Source organism: Pseudomonas sp. 32A, from assembly GCF_052682255.1.
This window is the reverse complement of the sequence record NZ_JBQYLY010000001.1, coordinates 3,394,988-3,421,220: the sequence shown is the minus strand read 5'-3', so window position 1 is coordinate 3,421,220 and position 26,233 is coordinate 3,394,988. Positions and strand designations below refer to the sequence as shown.

General features: G+C 60.9%; 20 protein-coding genes. 17 read left to right on the top strand and 3 right to left on the bottom strand.

Annotated elements, in window-relative coordinates; genetic code table 11:
- Nucleotides 1–25: 25 nt before the first annotated feature.
- The 5 genes from ACUN0G_RS15580 (at nt 26) to ACUN0G_RS15560 (ending at nt 4,461) form a co-directional block, all read left to right on the top strand.
- Nucleotides 26–913: a BKACE family enzyme gene (locus ACUN0G_RS15580; RefSeq protein ID WP_003216924.1), complete on the top strand. Its 888-nt coding sequence runs from the start codon at nt 26–28 to the stop codon at nt 911–913.
- A 177-nt stretch (nt 914–1,090) separates the two neighbouring features.
- Nucleotides 1,091–2,056, top strand: coding sequence for an L-carnitine dehydrogenase (locus ACUN0G_RS15575; protein ID WP_017476440.1), 966 nt, complete (start codon nt 1,091–1,093; stop codon nt 2,054–2,056).
- A 135-nt stretch (nt 2,057–2,191) separates the two neighbouring features.
- Nucleotides 2,192–2,668, top strand: a complete 477-nt coding sequence (locus ACUN0G_RS15570) for a thioesterase family protein (protein WP_421526018.1) — start codon at nt 2,192–2,194, stop codon at nt 2,666–2,668.
- Nucleotides 2,669–2,677: 9 nt separating this feature from the next.
- The gene (locus tag ACUN0G_RS15565; protein ID WP_445573775.1) at nt 2,678–3,838 is read left to right on the top strand and encodes a gamma-butyrobetaine dioxygenase; all 1,161 of its coding nucleotides are present in this window, start codon (nt 2,678–2,680) and stop codon (nt 3,836–3,838) included.
- 359 nt (nt 3,839–4,197) lie between these two features.
- Entirely contained in the window at nt 4,198–4,461 is a 264-nt protein-coding gene (locus ACUN0G_RS15560) for a hypothetical protein (protein WP_017476443.1), read from the top strand.
- Nucleotides 4,462–4,581: 120 nt separating this feature from the next.
- On the opposite strand, the gene ACUN0G_RS15555 is transcribed toward ACUN0G_RS15560, so the two are convergent.
- Nucleotides 4,582–5,685 (bottom strand): choline metabolism transcriptional regulator GbdR, encoded by a 1,104-nt coding sequence (locus ACUN0G_RS15555; RefSeq protein WP_258342559.1) that lies wholly within the window; start codon nt 5,683–5,685, stop codon nt 4,582–4,584.
- Between the two features lie 530 nt (nt 5,686–6,215).
- Nucleotides 6,216–7,592, bottom strand: coding sequence for an L-serine ammonia-lyase (locus ACUN0G_RS15550; protein ID WP_258342560.1), 1,377 nt, complete (start codon nt 7,590–7,592; stop codon nt 6,216–6,218).
- A 436-nt stretch (nt 7,593–8,028) separates the two neighbouring features.
- On the opposite strand from ACUN0G_RS15550, the gene ACUN0G_RS15545 reads away from it, so the two are divergent.
- The 3 genes from ACUN0G_RS15545 (at nt 8,029) to choV (ending at nt 11,064) form a co-directional block, all read left to right on the top strand.
- Nucleotides 8,029–8,976, top strand: coding sequence for a choline ABC transporter substrate-binding protein (locus ACUN0G_RS15545; RefSeq protein WP_017476446.1), 948 nt, complete (start codon nt 8,029–8,031; stop codon nt 8,974–8,976).
- Nucleotides 8,977–9,043: 67 nt separating this feature from the next.
- A complete protein-coding gene (gene choW / locus ACUN0G_RS15540; RefSeq protein ID WP_003216909.1) occupies nt 9,044–9,889 on the top strand; it encodes a choline ABC transporter permease subunit in 846 nt (281 codons plus the stop codon).
- Nucleotides 9,886–11,064, top strand: coding sequence for a choline ABC transporter ATP-binding protein (gene choV, locus ACUN0G_RS15535; RefSeq protein WP_258342561.1), 1,179 nt, complete (start codon nt 9,886–9,888; stop codon nt 11,062–11,064). Before choW ends, choV begins: the two co-directional genes overlap by 4 nt.
- Nucleotides 11,065–11,338: 274 nt before the next feature.
- Here the strand turns inward: choV and ACUN0G_RS15530 are convergent, their stop codons facing one another.
- The gene (locus ACUN0G_RS15530; RefSeq protein ID WP_421526023.1) at nt 11,339–13,273 is read right to left on the bottom strand and encodes a BCCT family transporter; all 1,935 of its coding nucleotides are present in this window, start codon (nt 13,271–13,273) and stop codon (nt 11,339–11,341) included.
- 375 nt (nt 13,274–13,648) lie between these two features.
- Here ACUN0G_RS15530 and betI point away from each other — a divergent pair, with 375 nt between their 5' ends.
- From betI to ACUN0G_RS15485, 9 genes are all read left to right on the top strand, one after another.
- Nucleotides 13,649–14,242 carry a transcriptional regulator BetI gene (gene betI / locus ACUN0G_RS15525; protein WP_177043168.1) on the top strand — a complete coding sequence of 198 codons (594 nt, stop codon included), beginning with the start codon at nt 13,649–13,651 and terminating at the stop codon, nt 14,240–14,242.
- Nucleotides 14,243–14,303: 61 nt separating this feature from the next.
- Nucleotides 14,304–15,776, top strand: coding sequence for a betaine-aldehyde dehydrogenase (gene betB, locus ACUN0G_RS15520; RefSeq protein ID WP_076017806.1), 1,473 nt, complete (start codon nt 14,304–14,306; stop codon nt 15,774–15,776).
- Between the two features lie 157 nt (nt 15,777–15,933).
- Nucleotides 15,934–17,637 (top strand): choline dehydrogenase, encoded by a 1,704-nt coding sequence (betA, locus tag ACUN0G_RS15515; RefSeq protein ID WP_017476450.1) that lies wholly within the window; start codon nt 15,934–15,936, stop codon nt 17,635–17,637.
- A gap of 215 nt (nt 17,638–17,852) precedes the next feature.
- On the top strand, nt 17,853–19,295 hold the full coding sequence (locus tag ACUN0G_RS15510; protein ID WP_421526021.1) for a TldD/PmbA family protein: 1,443 nt from the start codon (nt 17,853–17,855) through the stop codon (nt 19,293–19,295).
- Nucleotides 19,295–20,611: a TldD/PmbA family protein gene (locus tag ACUN0G_RS15505; protein WP_445573774.1), complete on the top strand. Its 1,317-nt coding sequence runs from the start codon at nt 19,295–19,297 to the stop codon at nt 20,609–20,611. Before ACUN0G_RS15510 ends, ACUN0G_RS15505 begins: the two co-directional genes overlap by 1 nt.
- Nucleotides 20,612–20,940: 329 nt before the next feature.
- Nucleotides 20,941–21,831, top strand: a complete 891-nt coding sequence (locus tag ACUN0G_RS15500) for an alpha/beta fold hydrolase (RefSeq protein WP_445573773.1) — start codon at nt 20,941–20,943, stop codon at nt 21,829–21,831.
- A 36-nt stretch (nt 21,832–21,867) separates the two neighbouring features.
- The gene (gene mdtD, locus ACUN0G_RS15495; RefSeq protein WP_177035277.1) at nt 21,868–23,295 is read left to right on the top strand and encodes a multidrug transporter subunit MdtD; all 1,428 of its coding nucleotides are present in this window, start codon (nt 21,868–21,870) and stop codon (nt 23,293–23,295) included.
- A gap of 130 nt (nt 23,296–23,425) precedes the next feature.
- Nucleotides 23,426–24,763, top strand: a complete 1,338-nt coding sequence (dbpA, locus tag ACUN0G_RS15490) for an ATP-dependent RNA helicase DbpA (RefSeq protein WP_236260841.1) — start codon at nt 23,426–23,428, stop codon at nt 24,761–24,763.
- Nucleotides 24,764–24,923: 160 nt separating this feature from the next.
- Nucleotides 24,924–26,102, top strand: a complete 1,179-nt coding sequence (locus tag ACUN0G_RS15485) for a BaiN/RdsA family NAD(P)/FAD-dependent oxidoreductase (protein WP_218263017.1) — start codon at nt 24,924–24,926, stop codon at nt 26,100–26,102.
- The last annotated feature ends 131 nt before the right edge of the window (nt 26,103–26,233 follow it).

Sequence of the window (26,233 nt, the reverse complement as noted above, 5' to 3'; positions counted from 1 at the left end):
ATCACGCCTGTAAGGAACCTGCCCCATGAACCACGACGTCATCATCACCTGCGCACTCACCGGTGCTGGCGACACGACCGCCAGAAGCCCTCACGTGCCGGTCACCCCCAAACAAATCGCCGCCGCCGCAGTAGAAGCTGCCAAGGCCGGTGCCACCGTGGTGCATTGCCACGTACGTGACCCCGAAACCGGCAAGTTCAGCCGCGACGTCGCGCTGTACCGCGAAGTGATGGAGCGCATCCGCGAGGCGGACGTCGACATCATCGTCAACCTCACCGCCGGCATGGGTGGCGACCTGGAAATCGGTGGCGGCGAGAACCCCATGGAGTTCGGCCCCAACACCGACCTGGTGGGCCCGCTGACCCGCCTGGCCCACGTGGAAGAGCTACTGCCGGAAATCTGCACCCTCGATTGCGGCACCCTGAACTTCGGCGATGGCGACACCATTTACGTCTCCACCCCGGCCCAGCTGCGGGCTGGCGCTAAACGTATTCAAGAGCTGGGCGTAAAAGCCGAGCTGGAAATTTTCGACACCGGTCACCTGTGGTTCGCCAAGCAGATGATCAAGGAAGGCTTGCTCGACAACCCGCTGTTCCAGCTGTGCCTGGGCATCCCGTGGGGCGCCCCGGCCGACACCACCACCATGAAGGCGATGGTCGACAACCTGCCGGCAGACGCGGTGTGGGCCGGTTTCGGGATTGGTCGCATGCAGATGCCGATGGCGGCCCAAGCGGTACTGCTGGGCGGCAACGTGCGGGTCGGCCTGGAAGACAACCTGTGGCTGGACAAGGGCGTGCTGGCGACCAACGGCCAACTGGTGGAACGCGCCAGCGAAATCCTCAGCCGCCTGGGTGCGCGGGTCATGACCCCGGCTGAAGGCCGCGTGAAGATGGGCCTGACCAAGCGCGGCTAAGGCGCACCGCACGACTCCCAGCAGGAACCGAATCAAATGTGGGAGCGGGCTTGCTCGCGAAAGAGGTGTGTCAGTTGATGCATTCGGTGGCTGATCCACCGCTTTCGCGAGCAAGCCCGCTCCCACATTTTGATCTTGGCTCTCACACAGAATCACCGAACTCTTTAGGAATTTGCCATGAGCTTTATCACTGAAATCAAAACCTTCGCAGCGCTGGGCAGCGGCGTTATCGGCAGCGGCTGGGTATCCCGCGCCCTGGCTCACGGCCTGGATGTGGTGGCCTGGGACCCGGCGCCTGGTGCCGAGGCGGCCCTGCGCAAACGTGTCGCGAATGCCTGGGGCGCACTCGAGAAACAAGGCCTTGCACCCGGCGCCTCCCAAGATCGCCTGCGCTTCGTGGCAACGATTGAAGAGTGCGTGAAAGACGCCGACTTCATCCAGGAAAGTGCCCCGGAACGCCTGGAATTGAAGCTGGAATTGCACAGCAAGATCAGCGCGGCGGCCAAGCCGAATGCCTTGATTGGCTCGAGTACTTCGGGGCTGTTGCCGAGCGAATTTTATGAAGGTTCCACGCACCCGGAACGCTGCGTGGTTGGCCATCCATTCAACCCGGTTTACCTGTTGCCATTGGTTGAGGTGGTTGGCGGAAAGAACACCGCACCAGAAGCCATTCAGGCAGCGATCAAGGTGTATGAATCCCTCGGCATGCGCCCGTTGCATGTGCGTAAGGAAGTGCCTGGGTTTATCGCTGACCGACTGCTGGAAGCCTTGTGGCGTGAGGCGTTGCACCTGGTGAATGATGGCGTGGCAACCACCGGCGAAATTGACGACGCGATTCGCTTTGGCGCCGGTTTGCGCTGGTCGTTCATGGGGACGTTCCTGACCTATACGCTGGCCGGCGGTGATGCCGGGATGCGGCACTTCATGGCGCAGTTCGGCCCGGCGTTGCAGTTGCCGTGGACCTATTTGCCGGCCCCGGAACTGACCGACAAGTTGATTGACGACGTGGTGGACGGCACCAGCGATCAGTTGGGCAAACACAGCATTTCGGCCCTGGAGCGCTATCGTGATGATTGCCTGCTGGCGGTGCTGGAGGCGGTGAAGACGACCAAGGAAAAACACGGTATGACCTTCGCCGAATAACCGCTGTAAAGATCGTTCCCACGCTCTGCGTGGGAATGCAGCCCAGGACGCTCTGCGTCCCAACGCGTGACGCAGAGCGTCACAGGAGGCGTTCCCACGCAGAGCGTGGGAACGATCACCACTGGAAAATCAACCATGCCCGCACTCACTGGCTACACCACCAAAATCCTCCCCGAGTGGGTCGACTACAACGGCCACCTGCGCGATGCGTTCTACCTGCTGATCTTCAGCTACGCCACCGATGCGCTGATGGACACCCTGGGCCTGGACAGCGAAAACCGCGAAGCCAGCGGCAACTCGCTGTTCACCCTGGAGTTGCACCTCAACTACCTGCACGAAGTGAAGCTGGGCGCCGAGGTCGAAGTGCGCACCCAGCTCATTGCCCACGACCGCAAGCGCCTGCACCTGTATCACAGCCTGCATCTGGTGGGCGACGAAAAGGAGCTGGCCGGCAACGAGCAAATGTTGCTCCACGTCGACCTCGCCGGCCCGCATTCGGCGCCGTTCAGCGAGGCGGTGCTGGGCAAGCTTGCAAGCATCAGTGCCGAACAGACCGACCTGCCGAAGCCCGCCCTGCTCGGCCGCGTGATTGGACTGCCACCCCAAAAATAAGGAATCGCCATGCAAACCGCCGCTGCTGTTGCCGACTTCCGTACTTACCCACTGATCAGCGACCTGGCCGAGGTTCAGGTGCACAACGACCACCTCAGTGTGCAATGGGCCGATGGGCGGGTCAGCCCGTTCCATCACCAGTGGCTGCGGGACAACTGCCCCTGCCCGATCTGCGTCTACAGCGTGACCCGTGAGCAGGTGCTGGAAATCGTCGATGTGGACGAAAACCTCACGGCTGTCAGCGCGCGTATCGACCAGGGTTTGCTGACGGTTGAATGGAGTGGCGGGCATCGCAGCAAGTACGATCCCGGCTGGCTGCGTGCGCACGCCTACGACGATGAGTCCCGCGCTGAACGCCGGGCGGCCAAGCCGAAATCCAGACTGTGGGACCGTAGTTTCGAGCTGCCCGTCTTCGACTATGCGGCTCTGATGGAAGACCCGAAAGCCCTGCTGCAATGGTTGCTGGCCCTGCGTGACAGCGGCCTTACGCAAGTGCGTGGCGTGCCCACCGAACCTGGCTCCCTGGCACTGATCGCCAAGCGCATTTCGTTCATTCGCGAGAGCAACTTCGGCGTGTTGTTCAACGTGCAATCCAAGGCCGATGCCGACAGCAACGCCTACACCGCTTTCAACCTGCCGCTGCACAGCGACTTGCCCACTCGCGAGCTGCAACCGGGACTGCAATTTTTGCATTGCCTGGTGAACGACGCCGACGGTGGCGAGAGTATTTTTGTCGATGGTTTTGCCATCGCCCGGGCATTGCGCGATGAAGACCCCGAAGCCTTTCGCGCGCTGTGCGAGATCCCCGTGGAATTTCGCAACAAGGACCGTCACAGCGACTATCGCCGGCTGGCGCCGATCATTGCGCTGGATGCTCTGGGTGAAGTCGCCGAGATTCGCATGGCCAACTTTCTGCGCGGGCCGTTTGAGGCGCCGGCAGAGCAGATGCCCTTGCTGTATCGCGCCTATCGGCGGTTTATTGCGATGACCCGGGAGGAGCGTTTTCGGCTGGTCAAACGCCTGAATCCGGGCGAGCTGTGGTGCTTCGATAACCGCCGCACCTTGCATGCGCGCAATGCGTTTGATCCGGCGTCCGGTGCCCGGCATTTCCAGGGCTGCTATGTCGATAGGGATGAGTTGTTGTCCCGGATACTGGTGTTGCAGCGGTAGACCGCTATCGCAGGCAAGCCAGCTCCCACATTTTGATTTGTGAACACTTTCAAGGTGGGAGCTGGCTTGCCTGCGATGAGGCCAGTTGCAACCCCACAAAACCCAGCCAAAAAAAAGCCCCGATCAAGCCGTGACAGGATCGGGGCAGAGTGCTTTGTGTGAGCTGCGCATCCCGAGGGTGACCAAACCTTCAAGCTGCTGGCTGGATTCCAGTGTGCACACTCCCCTCTCTTGCGAGTTAGCCGAAAACGACCTGTTCATAGGTGTGCCGGACATTCGCGAATTCAGGCCTTGCCGACTCGGTGATGGCCTACCAGAATCGACCTCAATCCCCCGCTCCACTAACAAGGATAAACGTCATGATGCACGCGGATTTGATTGACCAGGATGACCTGCTGGGCCAACTGCGGTCGTTGGGTTTCGAAGTGTCCAGCGGCGCTACCGCCGAGCAGGCGTGTGAGTGTGCGGTGCGCGGTTTGAGTGAAGCGCGGGCCAAGGCGCTGAAGAACATGGTTGAGCAGATGTACACCGGCAGCGCGACGATCTTGCCGGCGGTGAGGCAGGCGATCGATAAGCAGTTGTTGCCGGCTTTGGTGCAGTTTCGGCAGAACTCTGGCGCCTGAACACATACCTTGTGGCGAGGGAGCTTGCTCCCGCTGGAGTGCGAAGCGCTCCCAAAGATTTTGGGGCCGCTGCGCAGCCCAGCGGGAGCAAGCTCCCTCGCCACAAAAGCTCTGGTGGTGTTAGAGCCTTACACTGGCGAAAGTCGACTCATTCCTGGCCTGGCTCAACGCCGACAACGGCCCGGACAACGGTGACAACACCAGCGCTTGCGGAATCGGCATCATCGCCACCTGCTGCGTGGTGTTGGAACCCACACGCTCATCCCGCGGCGGAATGCCGAAGTATTCGCGGTAGCACTTGGAGAAGTGCGGCGTGGAAACAAAACCGCACACCGACGCCACTTCGATGATCGACATCGGCGTTTGCTTGAGCAACTGCCGCGCACGGATCAGGCGCAGCTTGAGGTAGTAGCGCGACGGCGAACAGTGCAGGTATTTCTGGAACAGCCGCTCCAGCTGACGCCGGGAAACCGCGACGTACACCGCCAGTTCATCGAGGTCGATCGGCTCTTCCAGGTTGGCTTCCATCAGCGCGACGATTTCCTGCAGTTTCGGCTGGTTGGTGCCGAGCATGTGCTTGAGCGGCACACGCTGGTGATCCTGTTCGTTGCGGATGCGTTCGTACACAAACATCTCGGAGATCGCCGCCGACAATTCACGGCCGTGGTCGCGGCTGATCAGGTGCAGCATCATGTCCAGCGGCGCGGTGCCGCCGGAGCTGGTGAAGCGGTTGCGGTCGAGGGTGAACAGGCGCGTGCTCATGGCCACGCGAGGGAAAGCTTCCTGCATCGACGCCAGGCATTCCCAGTGCACGCTGCAATCAAAACCGTCCAGCAGGCCGGCGCAGGCCAGGGCCCAGCTGCCGGTGCACACGGCGCCAAGGCGACGGGACTGGCGCGCCTGGCTTTGCAGCCACGACACGTGTTCACGGGTCACGGTGCGCTGAATACCCACACCGCCGCAGACGATCACAGTGTCCAGGGCCGGGGCTTTGTGCATGGAGGCATCGGGGGTGATTTGCAGACCGTCGCTGGCCCACACCTGGTTTCCGTCCACACTCAACGTCGTCCAGCGATACAGCTCGCGGCCGGAGAGTTGGTTGGCCATGCGCAGGGGTTCGACTGCGGAGGCCAGGGAAATCAGCGTGAAATTGTCCAGCAGCAAAAAGCCGATGGATTGAGGCGCACGGTTCTGGGTTTGAGCCCCTGAGTTGAACGACGTCATCGCGGTATCTCCTCACACAAAGCGGGTGATGGCCTCAGGCGAGGCTCTTGTTATTGCGCTCATCGCCTTAAGGAAATTCCTATGGCGAGAGGCTTTGTATTGATAGAGCAAATGCCATGCCTAAAATTGAATACGTATTCAATAACTCCTGAAAACGACCTCCTGACGCGTCTATATAAGCCCGAGCGTGCAGGGGAAATATGACCCGAAAAAGGCGTTAAAGGACGCAGGCTCAATGTGTGTGAGCAGTTCGGTAGCACTTGTGGGAAGGGAGAGAATCGACGTAGGAAAAGTCTGTCACCACACGCACGGGTGACAGAGGGTCATGGCGGGAAATCGTTCGGGAGCTACTTATCTAATTACGACGCGCTAAAAGGTGGCGTGAAGAGTTGGTGATGCTCAATGTAGGAGCGAGGGGGACGCCTAGTTCTTGCTCGCGAAAAACCTGAGAGCGCCGCGCTGATTCAGGATGAGCGCGTTATCGTTCACGACCTTCGCGAGCAAGCTCGCTCCTACAGGGGGGACTTACTTCAACACTCCACCGCACTCACCGCCAACCCACCCCGCGATGTTTCCTTGTACTTGTCATGCATATCCGCCCCGGTATCCCGCATGGTGCGGATCACCCGGTCCAGGGAGATGAAGTGCTGGCCATCACCCCGCAGCGCCATCTGTGCCGCGTTGATCGCCTTCACCGCTGCAATCGCATTACGCTCGATGCACGGCACCTGCACCAGGCCGCCTACCGGGTCGCAGGTCAGGCCGAGGTTGTGTTCCAGGCCGATCTCCGCCGCGTTGCACAATTGCTCCGGTGTAGCACCGAGGATTTCCGCCAGCCCCGCCGCCGCCATGGCGCACGCCGAACCGACTTCACCCTGGCAACCGACTTCGGCACCCGAAATCGACGCGTTCTTTTTACACAGGATGCCCACCGCCGCCGCGCCGAGGAAATAGTCGACGACGTTGGCCTCGGTCACCTCTTCGCTGAACTTCATGAAGTAGTGCAGCACCGCCGGGATGATCCCCGCCGCACCGTTGGTCGGTGCCGTGACCATGCGCCCGCCGGCGGCGTTTTCTTCATTCACCGCCAGGGCGAACAGGTTGACCCATTCCATCGCGCTCAAGGTCGAGCCGATCACATTCGGCTTGCCCAGCTCCTGCAAGCTGCGGTGCAACTTGGCTGCACGCCGCCTTACATTGAGGCCGCCGGGAAGAATGCCTTCGTGCTTGAGGCCTTGCTCCACGCAATCCTGCATGGCACGCCACAGCTTCATCAGGCCGCTGCGGATCTCGTCTTCCGAGCGCCAGGTTTTTTCGTTCGCCAACATCAATTCAGCGACCCGCAGGTTGTGGGTCTTGCACAGCTGCAGCAACTCCACCGCACTGGAAAAATCATAGGGCAATTCGGTGCGGTCCATGTCCGCCACGCCGCTGGTGGCCTGGGCTTCATCCACCACAAATCCGCCGCCCACCGAGTAGTAGGTGTCGCGGTGCAGCTCGCCGTTATCACCGAACACCACCAGGGTCATGGCATTGGGGTGGAACGGCAGGTTTTCGTCGATCAGGCGCATGTCCCGTGCCCATAAGAAAGGCACCGGCAAATGTCCGTCCAGCAGCAGTGTGTGGGTCTCGCGCAGGGTTTCGATGCGGATGCCGATCTGCGACGGATCGATCGCGTCGGGCCACTCGCCCATCAGGCCCATGATCACGGCGTTATCACTGCCGTGGCCGATGCCGGTGGCCGATAAGGAGCCAAACAGCTGAACTTCGACGCGCCTGACTTGTTCCAACACATCACGTTCACGTAATCCTTGAACGAACAACGCCGCGGCGCGCATGGGGCCGACGGTGTGAGAACTCGAAGGCCCAATGCCGATCTTGAACAGGTCGAAAACGCTGATAGCCATTGACGTGAAACTCCTCGATGAGCACAGGCCAGGCGCACATAACGCCTGGTGACGGAGCTGCTACGCTCATGTCGCAATCCGCCCAGATGCGGCCATCATCAAGCTTTTGTTGGCGCTCACGGCGTCTCACACCGACGTACCCATGCTCATCAGCGCCGCTGTTGTGGAAGGCGACGTTTTGGCCGTTTTTTGCGGTTCAGATCGGTAAAAAGTGCAGTTTTGCCGTTGAAAAAATCTGTAAGCGACGTCACCGACACTGGATACGACCATCCCTGTACTGGATACGACGCCCCCTGTAGGCGTCAGATTTTCACTGGTACATGATCAGTCTCGACTCGTTTGCACAGTTGCGTGGCAGAGCTGTGCCGCACGCCCAACCGCAACACCTATAAGCGCGGTGTTATTGCCGCCAGAAAAACACCAGGAGTCCACCCCCATGAAAGGTTCACCGTCGTTGTTGTTGGCCGCCATGCTGAGTCTGCCAGTCCTGGCTCACGCTGCAGAACCGGCGCAATGCCAGACCGTCAACTTCTCCGATGTCGGCTGGACCGACATCACCGTCACCACCGCCACCACCAGCGAAGTTCTCAAGGGCCTCGGCTACAAACCCCGCACCACGATGATTTCCGTACCAGTGACCTACAAGTCCCTGGCCGATGGCAAGAACATGGACATCTTCCTCGGCAACTGGATGCCGACCATGGAAAACGACATCAAGCAGTACCGTGATGCCGGCACCGTGGAAACCGTGCGCGCCAACCTGGAAAACGCCAAGTACACCCTGGCCGTACCGGAAGCGCTGTACAACAAGGGCCTGAAAGACTTCGCCGACATCGTCAAATTCAAGGACGAGCTGGGCGGCAAGATCTACGGCATCGAGCCGGGCAACGACGGCAACCGCACCATCCAGACCCTTATCGACAAAGACGCTTTCGGCCTGAAAACCGCAGGTTTCAAAGTGGTTGAATCCAGCGAAGCCGGAATGCTCTCTCAGGTGGAACGCGCCACCAAACGCGACCAGGCCATCGTGTTCCTCGGCTGGGAACCGCACCCGATGAACACCCGCTTCAAGATGAAGTACCTGACCGGGGGTGATGATTCATTCGGCCCCAACTACGGCCAGGCCACCATCTACACCAACGTCCGCAAGGGCTACACCCAGGAATGCAGCAACGTAGGCCAGTTGCTGAAAAACCTGTCGTTCACCCTGAACATGGAAAGCACCCTGATGGGTAACGTCCTGGACGACAAAATGAAGCCTGACGCCGCCGCCAAGGCGTGGCTGAAGAAGAACCCGCAAGTGCTCGACACCTGGCTCGCCGGTGTCACCACGGTCGATGGCAAACCAGGATTGGAGGCCGTCAAAGCTTACCTCGCCAAGTAACCGCTGACCCCGGGCCGGTACGCTGGCCCGGGATGTTTTTCCTCTTCGCATGTGGACATTCACTACCATGCTGACTGAACATAAAATCCCGCTAGGCCAGTACATCGCTGCCTTCGTTGAATGGTTGACCCAACACGGGGCCGCCTACTTCGACGCAATCGCATCGACCCTGGAAACGATGATCCACGGCGTGACGTTCGCGCTGACCTGGTTCAATCCACTGGCATTGATCGGTCTGATTGCGCTGCTCGCTCACTTCATTCAACGCAAATGGGGCCTGACGGTGTTTGTCATCGCCTCCTTCCTGCTGATCCTGAATCTTGGGTACTGGCAGGAAACCATGGAGACCCTGGCGCAGGTGCTGTTCGCCACCCTGGTCTGCGTGGTGATCGGCGTGCCGCTGGGCATCGTTGCCGCGCACAAACCGATGTTCTACACCCTGATGCGGCCGGTGCTCGATCTGATGCAGACCGTACCGACCTTCGTCTACCTCATCCCTACCCTGACCCTCTTCGGGCTGGGTGTGGTGCCCGGGCTGATTTCCACGGTGGTGTTTGCGATTGCCGCGCCTATCCGTCTGACTTACCTGGGTATCCGTGATGTCCCGCAAGAATTGATGGACGCTGGCAAGGCCTTTGGCTGCTCGCGCCGTCAGTTGCTCTCGCGGATTGAACTGCCCCACGCCATGCCGAGCATCGCCGCCGGCATTACCCAATGCATCATGCTGTCGTTGTCGATGGTGGTTATCGCAGCCCTGGTGGGCGCCGACGGCCTCGGCAAGCCGGTGGTCAACGCACTGAACACCGCCGACATCGCCCTGGGCTTTGAAGCGGGCCTGGCGATCGTACTGCTGGCCATCATGCTCGACCGCATCTGCAAACAACCCGACGCCAAAGTAGGGGGTGATGCATGAGCATTATCCGATTCGAAAATGTCGACGTGATCTTCTCCAAAGACCCACGCGAGGCGCTCAAGCTGCTGGACCAGGGCATGACGCGCAACGAGATCCTGAAAAAGACCGGGCAGATTGTCGGCGTTGAAAACGCCAGCCTGGATGTCGAGAAAGGCGAGATCTGCGTGCTGATGGGCCTGTCCGGCTCGGGCAAGTCGAGCTTGCTGCGCTGCATCAATGGCTTGAACACCGTCAGCCGCGGCAAGCTGTTTGTGGAGCATGAAGGTCGGCAGATCGACATCGCGTCCTGCACCCCCGCCGAGCTGAAAATGATGCGCACCCAGCGCATCGCCATGGTCTTCCAGAAATTCGCCCTGATGCCTTGGCTGACGGTGCGCGAAAACATCAGCTTCGGCCTGGAGATGCAGGGCCGCCCGGAGAAAGAGCGGCGCAAGCTGGTGGACGACAAGCTGGAACTGGTGGGCCTGTCGCAGTGGCGCAACAAGAAGCCCGACGAGCTTTCCGGCGGCATGCAGCAACGTGTCGGCCTCGCCCGCGCGTTGGCGATGGACGCCGATATCCTGCTGATGGACGAACCCTTCTCCGCACTCGACCCGCTGATCCGCCAGGGTTTGCAGGATGAGTTGCTGGAGCTGCAACGCAAGCTGAGCAAGACCATCGTATTTGTGAGCCACGACCTGGATGAGGCGCTGAAACTCGGCAGCCGCATCGCGATCATGAAAGACGGGCGGATCATCCAGTACAGCGTGCCGGAAGAGATCGTGCTGAACCCGGCGGATGACTATGTGCGGACCTTCGTGGCCCACACCAACCCGCTGAATGTACTGTGTGGCCGCAGCCTGATGCGCACGGTGGACAACTGCACCCACGTCAACGGCTCCATCAGCCTGGACCCGGGTGGTGACTCGTGGCTGGACCTGGCGGAAGGCAACACCATCAAGGGTGCGCGGCAGAACGGCGCGGTGCTGAACTTGCAGAACTGGGCACCGGGGCAAGCGGTGGAAGGTTTGGGGCGGATGCCGACGCTGGTGGATTCCAATATCGGAATGCGCGATGCGTTGCAGATTCGGTACCAGACAGGCAACAAGCTGGTGCTGCAGGACGACAACAAGGTGGTGGGGATTCTGGGTGACAGCGAGCTCTATCATGCGCTGCTAGGCAAGAACCTGGGGTGACCCCTTCTGAAGGAACTGGGTCAATGTGGGAGCTGGCTTGCCTGCGATAGCTGCAGTGAATTCACCACTGCTATCGCAGGCAAGCCAGCTCCCACATTTGACCCCATTCCAACTTTGGAACAGCGGCGCCAGTAAAGGCGCCGCATTGATCGTTCCCACGCTCTGCGTGGGAACGCCGCAATGGACGCTCTGCGTCCGCTCTTGAAATCGTGACGCGGAGCGTCACAGGATGCGTTCCCACGCGGAGCGTGGGAACGATCATCACCACCCACTCTTAGCTATAGACACGGCCAAGGAGCTGCCGATGGCTTTCAAACTGATCGAGCACGTCCCGGGTGATCTGTTCCTGGGTGAAGCCCATCAGGTCGTACTCTTGAGGCCCGTTGTGCAGGTAAACCTCGGCGCGGTAGTAACGCGTGCGCTCTTCCTCGGGCAAGTCGCTCGGTGCCGACGAATAAGCATCCAGGCTCACCTCGTAGACAAACGGATTACCCTCTTCCATCTCGATGCGCACACCAATGCAGCGCTTGGATTTACCCAGCAGGGTCTGCACTTCCAGCCCCTGATCACGCAACGCAGTCGCCGCTTCTTCCAGCGCCGGCGTGACGTGCTTGTCCATAAAGCGCTGCACGGTACCCTGGCTCGGTTGCAGGTCCAGGGCAGTCAAACGCTCGCTGAAACCACGCCGACCACGTTCAGCCAATTGCGCCTGCTCCAGCTCGATCGCCACGTCCTGGCGCATTGCCTTGTGCAGGCCGAACATGAACAGGATCAGCACCACCGAGAACGGCAGGCCGGCCAGCACCACCATGGTTTGCATGGCTTCAAAGTTACCGGCGAACAGCAGGCCGATGGTCACCAGCGTGATGACGACCGACCAGAAAATCCGCAGCCAGTGCGGCGCATCTTCGTCAACGTTGCCGCCCTTGCAGGACAGGTTCGCCATCATCACCGCGCCGGAATCCGCCGGGGTCAGGAACAGTACGAAGCCGACAAAGATCGACACACCGATGACGATTTTCGACGCCGGGTAATGCTCAAGCAGCTGGTAGATCGCCATGGACGGCTGTTCCAGTGCGGTCTTGCCCAACTCCACCGCACCATGGTTCAACACCAGGTCCAGGGCCGAGTTGCCGAAGATCGACAACCACGCCAGGGTGAAGCCCAGCGGGATCAGCAGCACACCGGCCACCAGTTCACGCACGGTACGACCACGGGAAATACGTGCGATGAACATGCCCACGAATGGCGCCCAGGAAATCCACCAGGCCCAGTAGAACAGGGTCCACAGGCCCATCCAGCGTTCGGTCTTGCCGGCGTCGCCTTCATACACGTACAGGTCGAAGGTTTTCAGCACGATACCGTTCAGGTAGTCGCCGGTGTTTTGCACCAGGCCGTTGAGCAAGTGCAGGGTCGGGCCAAACAGCAGCACGAAAATCAGCAGGCCGCTGAACAGCACGATGTTCAGGTTGGACAGGCGGCGAATGCCGTTTTCCACACCCGACACTGCAGCAATAGTCGCCACGGTGCTCATCACGATGATCACGATCAGCAGGTTGGTGTTGCTGTGTTCCATGCCGAACAGGTTTTCCAACCCGGAGGACACTTGCATCGAACCAATCCCCAGGTTCGTCACCAGGCCCAGCAGCGTTACGAACATGCCGAAGCCGTCTACCGCGTGACCGGCCGCGCCTTTGACCCAACGCTCGCCCACCAGCGGGTACAGCGCCGAGCGCAAGGCCAGCGGCTGGTTATGACGGTAGGCAAAGTACGCCACGGCCAGGCCGACCAGTGCGTAGATCGCCCAGCCGTGCAGGCCCCAGTGCAGGAACGTCAACTGCAACGCCTGACGCGCAGCGTCGCCAGTGGCCGATGCGCCTTCAGGCGGGTTGAAGTAGTGGTCCAGCGGCTCGGACGCGCCGAAGTACAACAGCGAGATGCCGATACCCGACGAAAAGAGCATGCCGGCCCAGGCGCCGTAGCTGAAGTCCGGGGTGTCGTCCTTGCTGCCCAGTTTCAATTTGCCGTAGGACGAAAACGCCAGGCCCACCACAAACACCAGGTAGGCGGCGATCACAACCATGTAGTACCAGCCAAAGCTTTTCGACAACCAGGCTTGGGCCACACCGAGCATCCTGCCGGCTTCCTGCGGGGCGATGATCAAAATCGCGGTCAACAACAGAATCAGCGCGGTGGAGGTGTAGAACACCCAACCGTTGACCCGCACCTTTTCCGGCGGGGTCTTTATAAGAGAGGCAGAACTCATGGCACAGATGCTCCGGGCAGTGCAGAGAAACACAAGGCAACGCATGACCCGAGCCATCGATTTTTCGGCAGTCGACGGACGGGTGTATAAAGACACCCCGAAAAACCATGAACCCCGGCGAACCGCTGTGCCGGGCTGTTTCATGGGGTTTCCCGATGTCAGGTGGTGCCACTTGCACGTAGGAAATACCTGTAGGCAGCGACCATTTGTCGCAGATCTTATTCTTTGTTGATTGAACGTTCAATCAAAACAAAATAGACTGGCCCACAAGCCGACGGACGTTTATCGCCCGTTGGCAGGCCTAAGGAGAGGTTCACGATGCCCAAGGTCGGTATGCAACCCATACGCCGCCAGCAGTTGATCGAAGCCACATTGACTGCGGTCGATCAGGTCGGAATGGGGGATGCCAGCATTGCGCTGATCGCCCGTCTGGCCGGTGTCTCGAACGGCATCATCAGTCACTATTTTCAGGACAAGAATGGCCTGATCGCCGCCACGATGCGGTACCTGATGAACGTGCTGATCGAGAACGTCACCGAGCGCCGGTTGGCGCTGAAAGATGACAGCCCGCGGGCTCATCTTCAGGTGATCATCGAAGGCAACTTCGACGCCAGCCAAGTCAACGGCCCGGCGATGAAAACCTGGCTGGCCTTCTGGGCCACCAGCATGCACCACCCGTCATTGCACAGGTTGCAGCGGATCAACGATCACCGTCTGTATTCCAACCTGTGTTGCCAGTTCCGCCGAGCGTTGCCGTTGTCCGACGCACGCAGCGCAGCCCGAGGCCTGGCGGCCCTGATCGACGGTTTGTGGTTGCGCGGCGCCCTGTCGGGAGACGCTTTCGACACGGAGCAGGCGCAACGGATCGCTTACGAATACATGGATTTCCAATTGGCCAAGCAGGTGAGTTAGAGCACACATAACCGCTCAACTCCCGAACCGCGCCAACCACTTATGCACTTGCGAGGACTTTATGGCCCGTTTCGAACTGCAAAAACTCTACATTGACGGCGGCTACTCCGACGCTGGCAGCGATGCCACTTTCGAAGCCATCAACCCGGCTAACGGTGAAGTTCTCGCCAATGTGCAACGCGCCACCAAAGAAGACGTTGAGCGCGCTGTAGTCAGCGCCGAAAAAGGCCAGAAAATCTGGGCCGCCATGACCGCCATGGAGCGTTCGCGCATCCTGCGTCGCGCCGTCGACATCCTGCGCGAGCGCAACGATGAGCTGGCCGCCCTGGAAACCCTGGACACCGGCAAGCCGTACTCCGAAACCCAATACGTCGACATCGTCACCGGCGCCGACGTGCTGGAATACTACGCAGGCCTGGTGCCCGCCATCGAAGGCGAGCAGATCCCGCTGCGTGACACTTCTTTCGTCTACACCCGTCGCGAGCCGCTGGGCGTCGTGGCCGGTATCGGCGCATGGAACTACCCGATCCAGATCGCCCTGTGGAAATCCGCACCTGCCCTGGCGGCCGGTAACGCGATGATCTTCAAGCCAAGCGAAGTCACCTCGCTGACCACCCTGAAACTGGCTGAAATCTACACCGCAGCCGGCGTTCCGGACGGTGTGTTCAACGTTCTGACCGGCAGCGGCCGTGAAGTCGGCACCTGGCTGACCGAGCACCCGCGCATCGAGAAAGTCTCCTTCACCGGCGGCACCGACACCGGCAAGAAAGTCATGGCCAGCGCTTCGAGCTCCTCGCTCAAAGAAGTCACCATGGAACTGGGCGGCAAATCCCCGCTGATCATTTTCGACGACGCCGACCTCGACCGCGCCGCCGACATCGCGATGATGGCCAACTTCTACAGCTCGGGCCAGGTCTGCACCAACGGCACTCGCGTATTCGTTCCGACCGCCCTCAAAGGTGCGTTCGAAGCCAAGATCGCCGAGCGCGTTGCCCGCATCCGCATCGGCAACCCGGAAGATGAAAACACCAACTTCGGCCCGCTGGTCAGCTTCGCCCACATGGAAAGCGTGCTCGGCTACATCGCCAAAGGTAAAGAGCAAGGCGCGCGCCTGCTGTGCGGCGGCGACCGCCTGACCGACGGCGAATTCGCCAAGGGTGCCTACGTGGCCCCGACCGTGTTCACCGACTGCACCGACGAAATGACCATCGTCCGTGAAGAAATCTTCGGCCCGGTGATGAGCATCCTCACCTACGACACCGAAGAAGAAGTGATCCGTCGCGCCAACGACACCGACTTCGGCCTGGCCGCTGGCCTGGTGACCAAAGACCTGAACCGCGCGCACCGCGTGATTCATCAGCTGGAAGCCGGTATCTGCTGGATCAACGCCTGGGGCGAGTCCGACGCGAAGATGCCGGTGGGCGGCTACAAGCAGTCGGGCGTTGGCCGTGAAAACGGGATCAGCTCGCTGAACAACTTCACTCGCATCAAATCGGTACAGGTTGAGCTGGGCGACTACGCCTCGGTGTTCTAACCCCTGGGTTTTGTATTGCCCGCGAGGCCGCCATCGCGGGCAAGCCCGGCTCCCACATATTGACCGTGTGAACCCGATCAACTGTGGGAGCTGGCTTGCCTGCGATGAGTGCGAAGCACTCGCCTGACCTGACCATATCTAAATGAGGGTGCATTTAATGTCCCAAGAATACGACTACATCATTGTGGGTGCCGGCTCCGCCGGTAACACCCTGGCGACCCGTCTGACCGAAGACGAAGGCGTCACCGTCCTGCTGCTGGAAGCCGGCGGCCCGGACTACCGTCTCGATTTCCGTACCCAAATGCCAGCCGCCCTGGCGTTCCCGCTGCAAGGCCGCCGCTACAACTGGGCCTACGAAACCGATCCAGAGCCACACATGGACGGTCGCCGGATGGAATGCGGTCGCGGCAAAGGCCTCGGCGGTTCTTCGCTGATCAACGGCATGTGCTACATCCGCGGCAACGCGATGGACTACGACAACTGGTCGAAACTGCCGGGCCTGGAAGACTGGACCTACCTGGACTGCCTGCCGTATTTCCGTAAAGCCGAAACCCGCGACATCGGCCCGAACGACTACCACGGTGGCGACGGCCCGGTCAGCGTGACCACGCCAAAAGCCGGCAACAACCCGCTGTTCCACGCGATGGTTGAAGCAGGCGTACAGGCCGGTTACCCACGCACCGAAGACTTGAACGGCTACCAGCAGGAAGGCTTCGGCCCGATGGACCGTACCGTGACGCCAAACGGTCGTCGCGCCAGCACCGCTCGCGGTTACCTGGACACGGCCAAGAAGCGCTCGACGCTGACCATCGTCACCCACGCCCTGACCGACAAAGTCCTGTTCGAAGGCAAGCGTGCCGTCGGCGTGCGTTACCTGATCGGTGCTGCCGAAGAGCGCGTTGAAGCCCGTGCCCGCAAGGAAGTCCTGGTGTGCAGCGGCGCAATCGCTTCGCCGCAACTGCTGCAACGTTCCGGCGTCGGCCCGGCGAAACTGCTGGAAAGCCTCGACATCCCGGTGGTCCACGACCTGCCAGGCGTCGGCGAAAACCTGCAGGATCACCTCGAGCTGTACCTGCAATACGCCTGCACCCAACCGGTCTCGCTGTACCCGTCGCTGCTCTGGTACAACCAGCCGGCCATTGGTGCCGAGTGGCTGTTCAACGGCACCGGCATCGGCGCCAGCAACCAGTTCGAAGCGGGCGGTTTCATCCGTACCCGTGAAGACTTCGATTGGCCGAACATCCAGTACCACTTCCTGCCGGTGGCGATTAACTACAACGGCAGCAACGGTGTGAAAGAGCACGGTTTCCAGGCACACATGGGCTCCATGCGTTCGCCGAGCCGTGGTCGCGTGCAGTTGAAGTCGAAGAACCCGCGGGAATACCCGAGCATCCTCTTCAACTACATGTCTACCGAGCAGGACTGGCAGGAATTCCGCGACGGCATCCGCCTGACCCGTGAAATCATGCAGCAGCCGGCACTGGATCAATACCGTGGCCGCGAAATCAGCCCGGGCATTGACGTACAGACCGACGAGCAACTGGACAAGTTTATCCGTGAGCACGCCGAGACCGCGTTCCACCCGTCCTGCTCGTGCAAGATGGGCACCGACGAGATGGCCGTGGTTGACGCCGAAGGCCGTGTGCATGGCATGCAAGGTCTGCGCGTGGTTGACGCGTCGATCATGCCGATCATCACCACCGGTAACCTGAACGCGCCGACGATCATGATCGCCGAGAAAATCGCCGACAAGATCCGTGGCCGCCAGCCACTGCCGCGCAGCACTGCGGATTACTACGTAGCGGGCGATGCGCCGGTGCGTGGCAAGCCGATGCGTGAAGTAGGTCCTACTGCGCAGTAACTGATAGACCGCGGCGCCTGCATCGCAGGCAAGCCAGCTCCCACATTTGACCTCGTTCGCCAGAACAACTCGGTCAAATGTGGGAGCCGGGCTTGCCCGCGATGAGGCCCGACCAGACACTGCAAAACCCCTCCCCTACACTTTCCTTGATCAGCTCCCAGCCCAGGCCTACTCTATTTGCCTGCCCGCGCCGAGCCGCCCACAAGGAAGGCCCCATGTTCGACCACCACGCCACACTCAAAAAGCACTTCGGTGCCCTGCGCACCACCGCCGAATTCTTTTCCCTGCGCTATGTCCGCGAGTCCGGCCAGTACCTGTCGGTACGCAAGAACGTCGCCGAGCCGCCACACCTCAGCCAGGACGAAGGCGCGATGCTCACCGTGCGCCTCAACGGCGTCGAAGCCTACGCCGCCACTCACGACATTTCCCTGCCCGGCCTGCAAGCCGCCCTTGAGCGTGCCGAACAGCAAGCCCGGCTCATCAAGCCTCACGCCCTGCTCGACCTGCGCGACCAGCCGGTGTCCAGCGACATTGCCGACTACCTGTCGCCGAACCTCGACCAGCCCTTCCCGTCCCTGAGCGACTGCTACCAACTGCTCGGCGCCGAATCGGCCGCCGTGCCCAAGGACGAGCGCCTGGTGAACTGGGAAGTCAGCCTGGGCACCACCCACGTCGAACAGATCTACCTCAACAGCGCCGGCGCCGAACTGCGCCAGGCCCAGCGGTTTGTGTTCCCGGGCGTCAACGTCACGGCCTACGACGGCAATGACAGCCAGACCCGCACCCTCGGCGGCACCAACTTCGGCCAGCAAGGCGGCTTTGACGTGATCAGCCGCTTCGGCCTGGTGGGCGCGGCCCCAAAAGTCGCAGACAGTGCCCTGCAATTACTGTTGGCGCCAAACACGCCCAACGGCAAACGCGACCTGCTGCTGACGCCCGACCAGATGATCCTGCAGATCCACGAATCCATCGGCCACCCGCTGGAACTGGACCGCATCCTCGGCGACGAGCGCAATTACGCCGGCACCAGCTTCGTCAAGGCCAGCGATTTCGGCCATTTGCAATATGGCTCCAACCTGTTGAACGTGACCTTTGACCCGGACATTCCCGAGCAGCTTGCCAGCTATGGCCATGATGACGACGGTACCAAAGCCAGCAAGCAATTCCTGATCCGTGAGGGTCTGCTGCTCAAACCGTTGGGCGGGGCGCTGTCTCAATACCGTTCTGGCATGGACGGCGTGGCCAACAGCCGTGCCTGCAGCTGGAATCGCGCGCCGATCGACCGCATGGCCAACCTCAACATCGAGCCCGGCAACAAAAGCATGGCGCAGCTGATTGGCGGTATCGAGAACGGCATCCTGATGTCCACCAACCGTTCGTGGTCGATTGACGACGCGCGCAACAAATTCCAGTTCGGTTGCGAATGGGGCCAGTTGATTGAAAACGGTGAACTCAAAGGCGTGGTAAAGAACCCCAACTACCGGGCGATCTCCGCACAGTTCTGGCGCAACCTCAGCGCTGTAGGCGACGCCGGCACCTCCAGGGTCCTGGGTACGCCAAACTGTGGCAAGGGCGAACCGAACCAGGTGATCCGCGTCGGCCATGCATCGCCGGCCTGTGTGTTCAGCAATATTGATGTATTTGGGGGAGATGCCTGATGAACAACTTCAAGGCATTGGTCGATTGGCTCAAGCAGGCCATCACCGAGACAGAACAATTCCACCTCGGCTACGCCGACGAGTCCTCCGAGTTTGTGCGTTTCAACCACGGCAAAGTGCGCCAGGCCGGCCAGGTGCAACAGGCCAGCCTGAACCTGAAGCTGATCAACGACGGGCGCCACGCCGACCTCGGTATCACCCTGGCGGGCGAGCCTGAACTGGATCGTCAGCGCCTGGCCAACGGCCTGCAACAACTGCGCGAGACCTTGCCGTTGCTGCCGCAGGATCCGTACCTGCTGCTCAACCACAACGCTTGGCAAAACAAGGACCAGCAGGACCGACCACTGCCGGACCTGGCCCAGGTGCTGGAAGCAATCAGCGCGGCCGCCGAGGGCGTGGACATGGTCGGCTTCTACGCCGCCGGCCCTATCAGCCGCGGTTTCGCCAGTTCATCAGGCGCCTTCGGCTGGCACCAGGCCAACAGTTTCAACTTCGACTTCAGCCTGTTCCACGCCAACGGCGAAGCGGTGAAAGCCAGCTACGCCGGCAACGATTGGGACAGCGCGGCCTTCGCCCAACGTTTCCAGCAGGCCCGCGAGCAACTGGAATTCCTCGGCCGCCCGCTGCACCCGCTGGCACCGGGGCAATACCGCGCCTACCTGGCCCCGGCGGCCATGGAAGAGATCATCAGCATGCTGACCTGGGGCGGGTTTTCCGCCCAGTCCATCGCCAGCAAGGGCAGCCCGTTGCAACGCTTGTACAACGGTGATCAAACCTTGAGCCCGCTGGTGACCCTGGACGAACAGGTCAGCGGCTCCCTGAGCTCGGCGTTTTCCCGTGACGGCTATCCACGCAGCGACGTGAAGCTGATCAGTGCCGGCAAGGCTGAAGGCCAACTGGTCAACTCCCGCAGCGCGGCCGAATATGGCTTGAGCACCAACGGCGCCAGCGCCGATGAATCGCCCAGCGCCTTGCAGATGGCCGCTGGCAACCTGGCCCAGGCCGATATCCTCAAGCAATTGGGCACCGGCTTGTACATCAGCAACCTGTGGTACTTGAACTACTCCGACCAGCCCGCCGCGCGCCTGACCGGCATGACCCGCTTCGCCACGTTCTGGGTCGAGGACGGCGAGATCAAGGCGCCGGTCAGCACCATGCGTTTTGATGACAGCGTGTACAGCCTGCTGGGCTCGCAACTGGAAGCGCTGACCGCTGATCGGGAGTTGCTGCTGTCGGCGAGTACGTACAGCCAGCGTAATACCTCGTCCAATCTATTGCCGGGGGCATTGGTAAAACGCCTGACCCTGACCTTATAAGCAACGCAAAACCCATGTGGGAGCGGGCTTGCTCGCGAATGCGGTGCCTCAGTCACAGATGTAGTGGCTGACATGCCGCATTCGCGAGCAAGCCCGCTCCCACAGTTGATCGCATTCCACATTTTGATTCGCTTCATCCTTAAAACCCCACTCCAGACACCTGGCCGTCCGGCCAGTTGTCGCTCGCGAAAAACCTCGTTATAAAGGTTAGTGGCATCTAGCCACGTCCGCGCGGTAAAAAAACTCAAACAACACCCCGCCGTCCTCAACCCACTTGATTTCAAGTGATGCATGACCTTGCCCGGGATAGGGCAAGCTGGAGCGTTGACATGAACCATGGAAGTTTTGTCATTGAAAAGCTGTTCAAGCACTACAACGTTCACGTAGAGCAGCTTGGTAACAACCCAGAGAAGAAAACCGTGCTGTTGGTCAATGGTGCGCTGTCCACCACCCGCTCGTTTGCCCGCACCAGCAAGTGCCTGTCCGAGCACTTCAATGTGCTGATGTTCGACTTGCCGTTCTCCGGCTATTCGCGCCCCCACAACACCGACCTGGACCTTGTGACCAAGGACGATGAAGTGCAGATCCTGCGGGCATTGGTGGAACGCTTTCAGGTCAACCACCTGGTGTCCGCCTCTTGGGGCGGGATTTCCACGCTGCTGACCCTCGCGCATAACCCGCCGTCGATTGAAAGCTCGGTGGTGATGGCGCTGGCGCCCAACCTCAATCAGGCGATGCTCGAGTACGTGGAACGGGTGCGGGTGTTGATCGAGGCCGATGACAAATCCGCCGTCGGCCATCTGCTGAATGAAACCGTGGGCAAATACCTGTCGCCCCGGCTCAAGCGCAATAACCACCGGCACCTGTCGACCATGGCCAGCACTGAGTATCGCCAGGCGCGTTTCCATATCCATCAGGTGCTGGCCCTGGGTGACGGCAACTACCTGCCGCAATTGACCCGGATCGAAACCCCGGTGCACTTCCTCAACGGCGTGCTGGACGAGTACACCCCCGCAGACGAAGCCCAACTGTTCAAAAAATACGTAGGCCGCAGCAGCTTCGCCACCGCCGAACACACCGGCCATTTGCTCGACCTGGAATCCCGCGAAGCGGCCCTCGCTGTGCACCGGGCGCTGATTGATTTCCTGGTGGGCAAAGACGTGGCGTTGTCAGATATAGACGAAGCGCCAGTGGGAAAAGGAGCTGCCGATGGCGCATAATCGCCGACACATAGGCTGCTAACAAAAAGGTAACTCATGCCGAATCGCGCCCCTCTCGATGCCAAGACCGCCCGCTGGCTACCCTGGGTGGTAGCGATTGCCTTCTTCATGCAATCGTTGGATGGGACGATTCTCAACACCGCGTTGCCGGCCATGGCCCGAGATCTGGCGGAGAACCCGCTGCGCATGCAAGGCGTGGTGATCGCCTACATGCTGACCGTGGCGTTGCTGATCCCGGCCTCCGGTTGGGTGGCCGACCGCTTCGGCACCAAGAAGATTTTCTTCGGCGCGATCATGCTGTTCAGCATTGGCTCGTTGCTCTGCGCGCTCTCCAGTACGCTGACCATGCTGGTGGGCGCCCGGGTGATCCAGGGCCTGGGTGGTGCCTTGATGTTGCCGGTGGGCAGGCTGGTGGTGTTGCGCGCCTACCCGCGTTCGGAGCTGGTGCGCATCATGGGTTTCATCACCATTCCCGGGCTGCTGGGCCCACTGCTCGGCCCGACCATGGGCGGCTGGATGGTGCAATACCTGACCTGGCACTGGATCTTCCTGATCAACCTGCCGGTGGGCATCATCGGCTGCTACGCCGTCTGGAAATTCATCCCCGACCTGCGCGGCAGCGAACGCACGCGTTTCGACGGCGTGGGTTTCCTGCTGTTCGGCGCGGCGATGGTGCTGATCACCATCGCCATGGAAGGCCTCGGCGAATTGCACCTGCCACACCTGCGGGTGATGTTGCTGCTGTTCGGCGGCCTCGCGTGCCTGGCGGCGTATTGGCTACGGGCCGGGCATATCGACAACCCACTGTTCTCGCCGGTGCTGTTCAAGACCCGGACCTTTGCCGTGGGCATCCTCGGCAACCTGTTCGCCCGCCTGGGCAGCGGCGCATTGCCGTTCCTGGTGCCGCTGCTGTTGCAGGTGGCGCTGGGTTATTCGCCGTCGGAAGCGGGGATGAGCATGCTGCCCCTGGCGGCGGCGGCGATGTTTGCCAAGTCCATCGCCCGGCCGCTGATCGAGCGCTTGGGCTACCGCGTGGTGCTCACCGGCAACACCCTGGCGCTGGGGATCATGCTGGCGAGCATGGGCCTGGTCAGCGAACACACGCCCTACCCGTTGCTGCTGGGCATGCTGGCGATCCTCGGGGCAATCAACTCGCTGCAATTTACCGCGATGAACACCGTGACCCTGATCGACCTCGACGACGCTCAGGCCAGCAGCGGCAATAGTTTGCTGTCGGTGGTGGCGCAGTTGTCCCTGAGCCTGGGGGTGGCCTGCGCCGGTGCGCTGCTGGGTGGTTTTACCGCCGAAGTGGGCAACGACGGGGTCGACACCGTACTCGGCGCGTTCCAGTTGACCTTCGTCACCGTGGGCATCATGGCGATGCTGGCGGCGGCGATCTTCCTGCAATTGTCGCCAAAAGACGGCAAACGCGTGGTCAGCCGTGAGCACGACATTGAGCATTAACAGGCTTCTCGTCTAGAACTTGCAGGGAAAATCCCACGAGGCTGGTACACTGCGCGACATTTTGTTTTGCAGAGCCAGTCCCGTGACTACCATCGCCACCGCTTTTAATACTTTGCCCCTGTCCGCCGCCATGCTGGCTAACCTCGACTCGCTGGGTTATGTCGAGATGACGCAGATCCAGGCGCAAAGCTTGCCGGTGATCCTCAAAGGGCTGGACCTGATTGCCCAGGCCAAGACCGGCAGCGGCAAGACCGCAGCCTTTGGCATCGGCCTGTTGAACCCGATCAACCCGCGCTACTTCGGCTGCCAGGCACTGGTCATGTGCCCGACCCGCGAGCTGGCTGACCAGGTGGCCAAGGAAATCCGCCGCCTGGCCCGCGCCGAAGACAACATCAAGGTGCTGACCCTGTGCGGCGGCGTGTCCCTCGGCCCGCAGATCGCTTCCCTGGAGCACGGCGCCCACGTCATCGTCGGTACCCCGGGCCGTATCCAGCAGCACCTGCGCAAGGGTTCGCTGGTCCTGGACGGCTTGAACACACTGATCCTCGATGAAGCCGACCGCATGCTCGACATGGGCTTCTACGACGCCATCGAAGACATCATCAGCAAGACCCCGGCCCGCCGCCAGACCCTGCTGTTTTCGGCCACCTACCCGGTGAGCATCAAGCAGTTGGCCTCGAAATTCATGCGCGCGCCGCAGCAGGTCAAGGCCGAAGCGTTCCACTCGGACGATCAGATCGAGCAGCGCTTCTACGAGATTTCTCCGGAAGAGCGCATGGACGCGGTGACCAAGGTCCTGGCGCATTTCCGTCCGGCTTCTTGCGTAGCCTTCTGCTTCACCAAGCAGCAAGTGCAGGAAACCGTGGACCACCTGACCGCCAAGGGCATCTCCGCCGTCGGCCTGCATGGCGACCTGGAACAGCGCGACCGTGACCAGGTGCTGGCGATGTTCGCCAACCGCAGTACATCGGTACTGGTGGCCACCGACGTCGCCGCCCGTGGCTTGGACATTGATGCGCTGGACATGGTGATCAACGTCGAACTGGCCCGCGACTCGGAAATCCACATTCACCGCGTGGGCCGTACCGGTCGTGCGGGTGAGACGGGCATTGCTATCAGCCTCGTCGCACCGTCCGAAGCCCATCGCGCCCAGGCCATCGAGCAACTGCAGAAGTCGCCGCTGAACTGGGACCAACTGGACAACCTCAAGCCTCAGAGCGGCGGCCCGTTGCTGCCGGTGATGAGCACCCTGTGCATTGCCGCCGGCCGTAAAGACAAGGTTCGCCCGGGCGATATCCTTGGCGCACTGACCGGTGAAGCCGGGATTCCGGGGGCCCAGGTCGGCAAGATCGCGATCTTTGATTTCCAGGCCTTTGTGGCCGTGGAACGTGGGATCGCCAAACAGGCGCTGCAGCGTTTGAATGACGGCAAGATCAAAGGCCGTTCGTTGCGCGTGCGTATCCTGTAAAGATCTCAAGCTATACCGAGATCAAAAATGTGGGAGCGGGCTTGCTCGCGAATGCGGTATATCAGTCGACAGATTCGGTGACTGACACTCCGCATTCGCGAGCAAGCCCGCTCCCACATTTGACTGTATTCCAATTCAGAATTTGTATGAGGACATGGCTGTGCGCTCGACCGAAGTTGTGATCATTGGCGCCGGCGCCGCAGGCTTGATGTGTGCGCTGACCGCCGCCGGGCGTGGGCGCAAGGTGATGTTGATCGACCACGCGAACAAGGCCGGCAAAAAGATCCTGATGTCCGGCGGTGGCCGCTGCAACTTCACCAATATGTACACGGAGCCTGCCAACTTCCTCTCCCACAACGCGCACTTCTGCAAGTCCGCCCTGGCCCGCTACACCCAGTGGGATTTCATCGCGCTGGTGGCCAAGCACGGCGTGCCGTACCACGAGAAGAAACTCGGCCAGCTGTTCTGCGACAACAAGTCCAGCGACATCCTCGGGATGCTGCTGGATGAGTGCATCCAGGTCGGCGTGAGCATGCACCTGGACACCTCGGTACAAGAGATTGCCAAGGTCGATGGCGGCTATCAGTTGCAAACCACCCTGGGTGAGTTGCGCTGCGAGTCGCTGGTGATCGCCACTGGCGGGCTGTCGATCCCGACCCTGGGCGCCACCGGCTTTGGTTATCAAGTGGCCAAGCAGTTCGGCCATGAACTGCTGCCAACCCGCGCCGGGCTGGTGCCGTTCACCATCACCGATCAGCTCAAGGAATTGTGCGGCGAGCTGTCCGGTACGTCCGTGGATTGCCTGGTGAGCTGCAATGACCAGAGCTTTCGCGAGAACATCCTGTTTACCCACCGCGGCCTGAGCGGGCCGGCGATCCTGCAGATTTCCTCGTACTGGGAATCCGGCGACACCGTGGAAATCAACCTGCTGCCCGATCACGACGCCCACACCTGGCTGCAAGCGCAACAGGTGGAGCGCCCGAACAGCGAGCTGAAAACCCTGCTGGGTGAGATCTTCACCAAGAAGATGGCCAACCTGCTGGCCGAAACCTGGTTCGTTTCCAAGCCAATGAAGCAGTACACCCACGCCGAGATTGCCGACATCGCCAGCAAACTGGGGAGCTGGCAGTTGGTGCCGGCGGGCACTGAAGGCTATCGCACCGCCGAGGTCACCCTGGGTGGCGTGGACACCCGGGAGGTGTCGTCCAAGACCATGGAATCCCTGAAAAGCCCCGGTTTGTACTTCATCGGCGAAGTGTTGGATGTGACCGGTCACCTGGGCGGGTTCAATTTCCAGTGGGCGTGGGCTTCCGGTTATGCCGCTGCCCAATTTGCCTGATTCAAGGATGTACTCGGTCAAACTGTGGGAGCTGGCTTGCCTGCGATGAGGCCGGCACCTTCAACACCTTGATTGACTGACACACCGCCATCGCAGGCAAGCCAGCTCCCACATTGGTTTGGGGTGTTCTT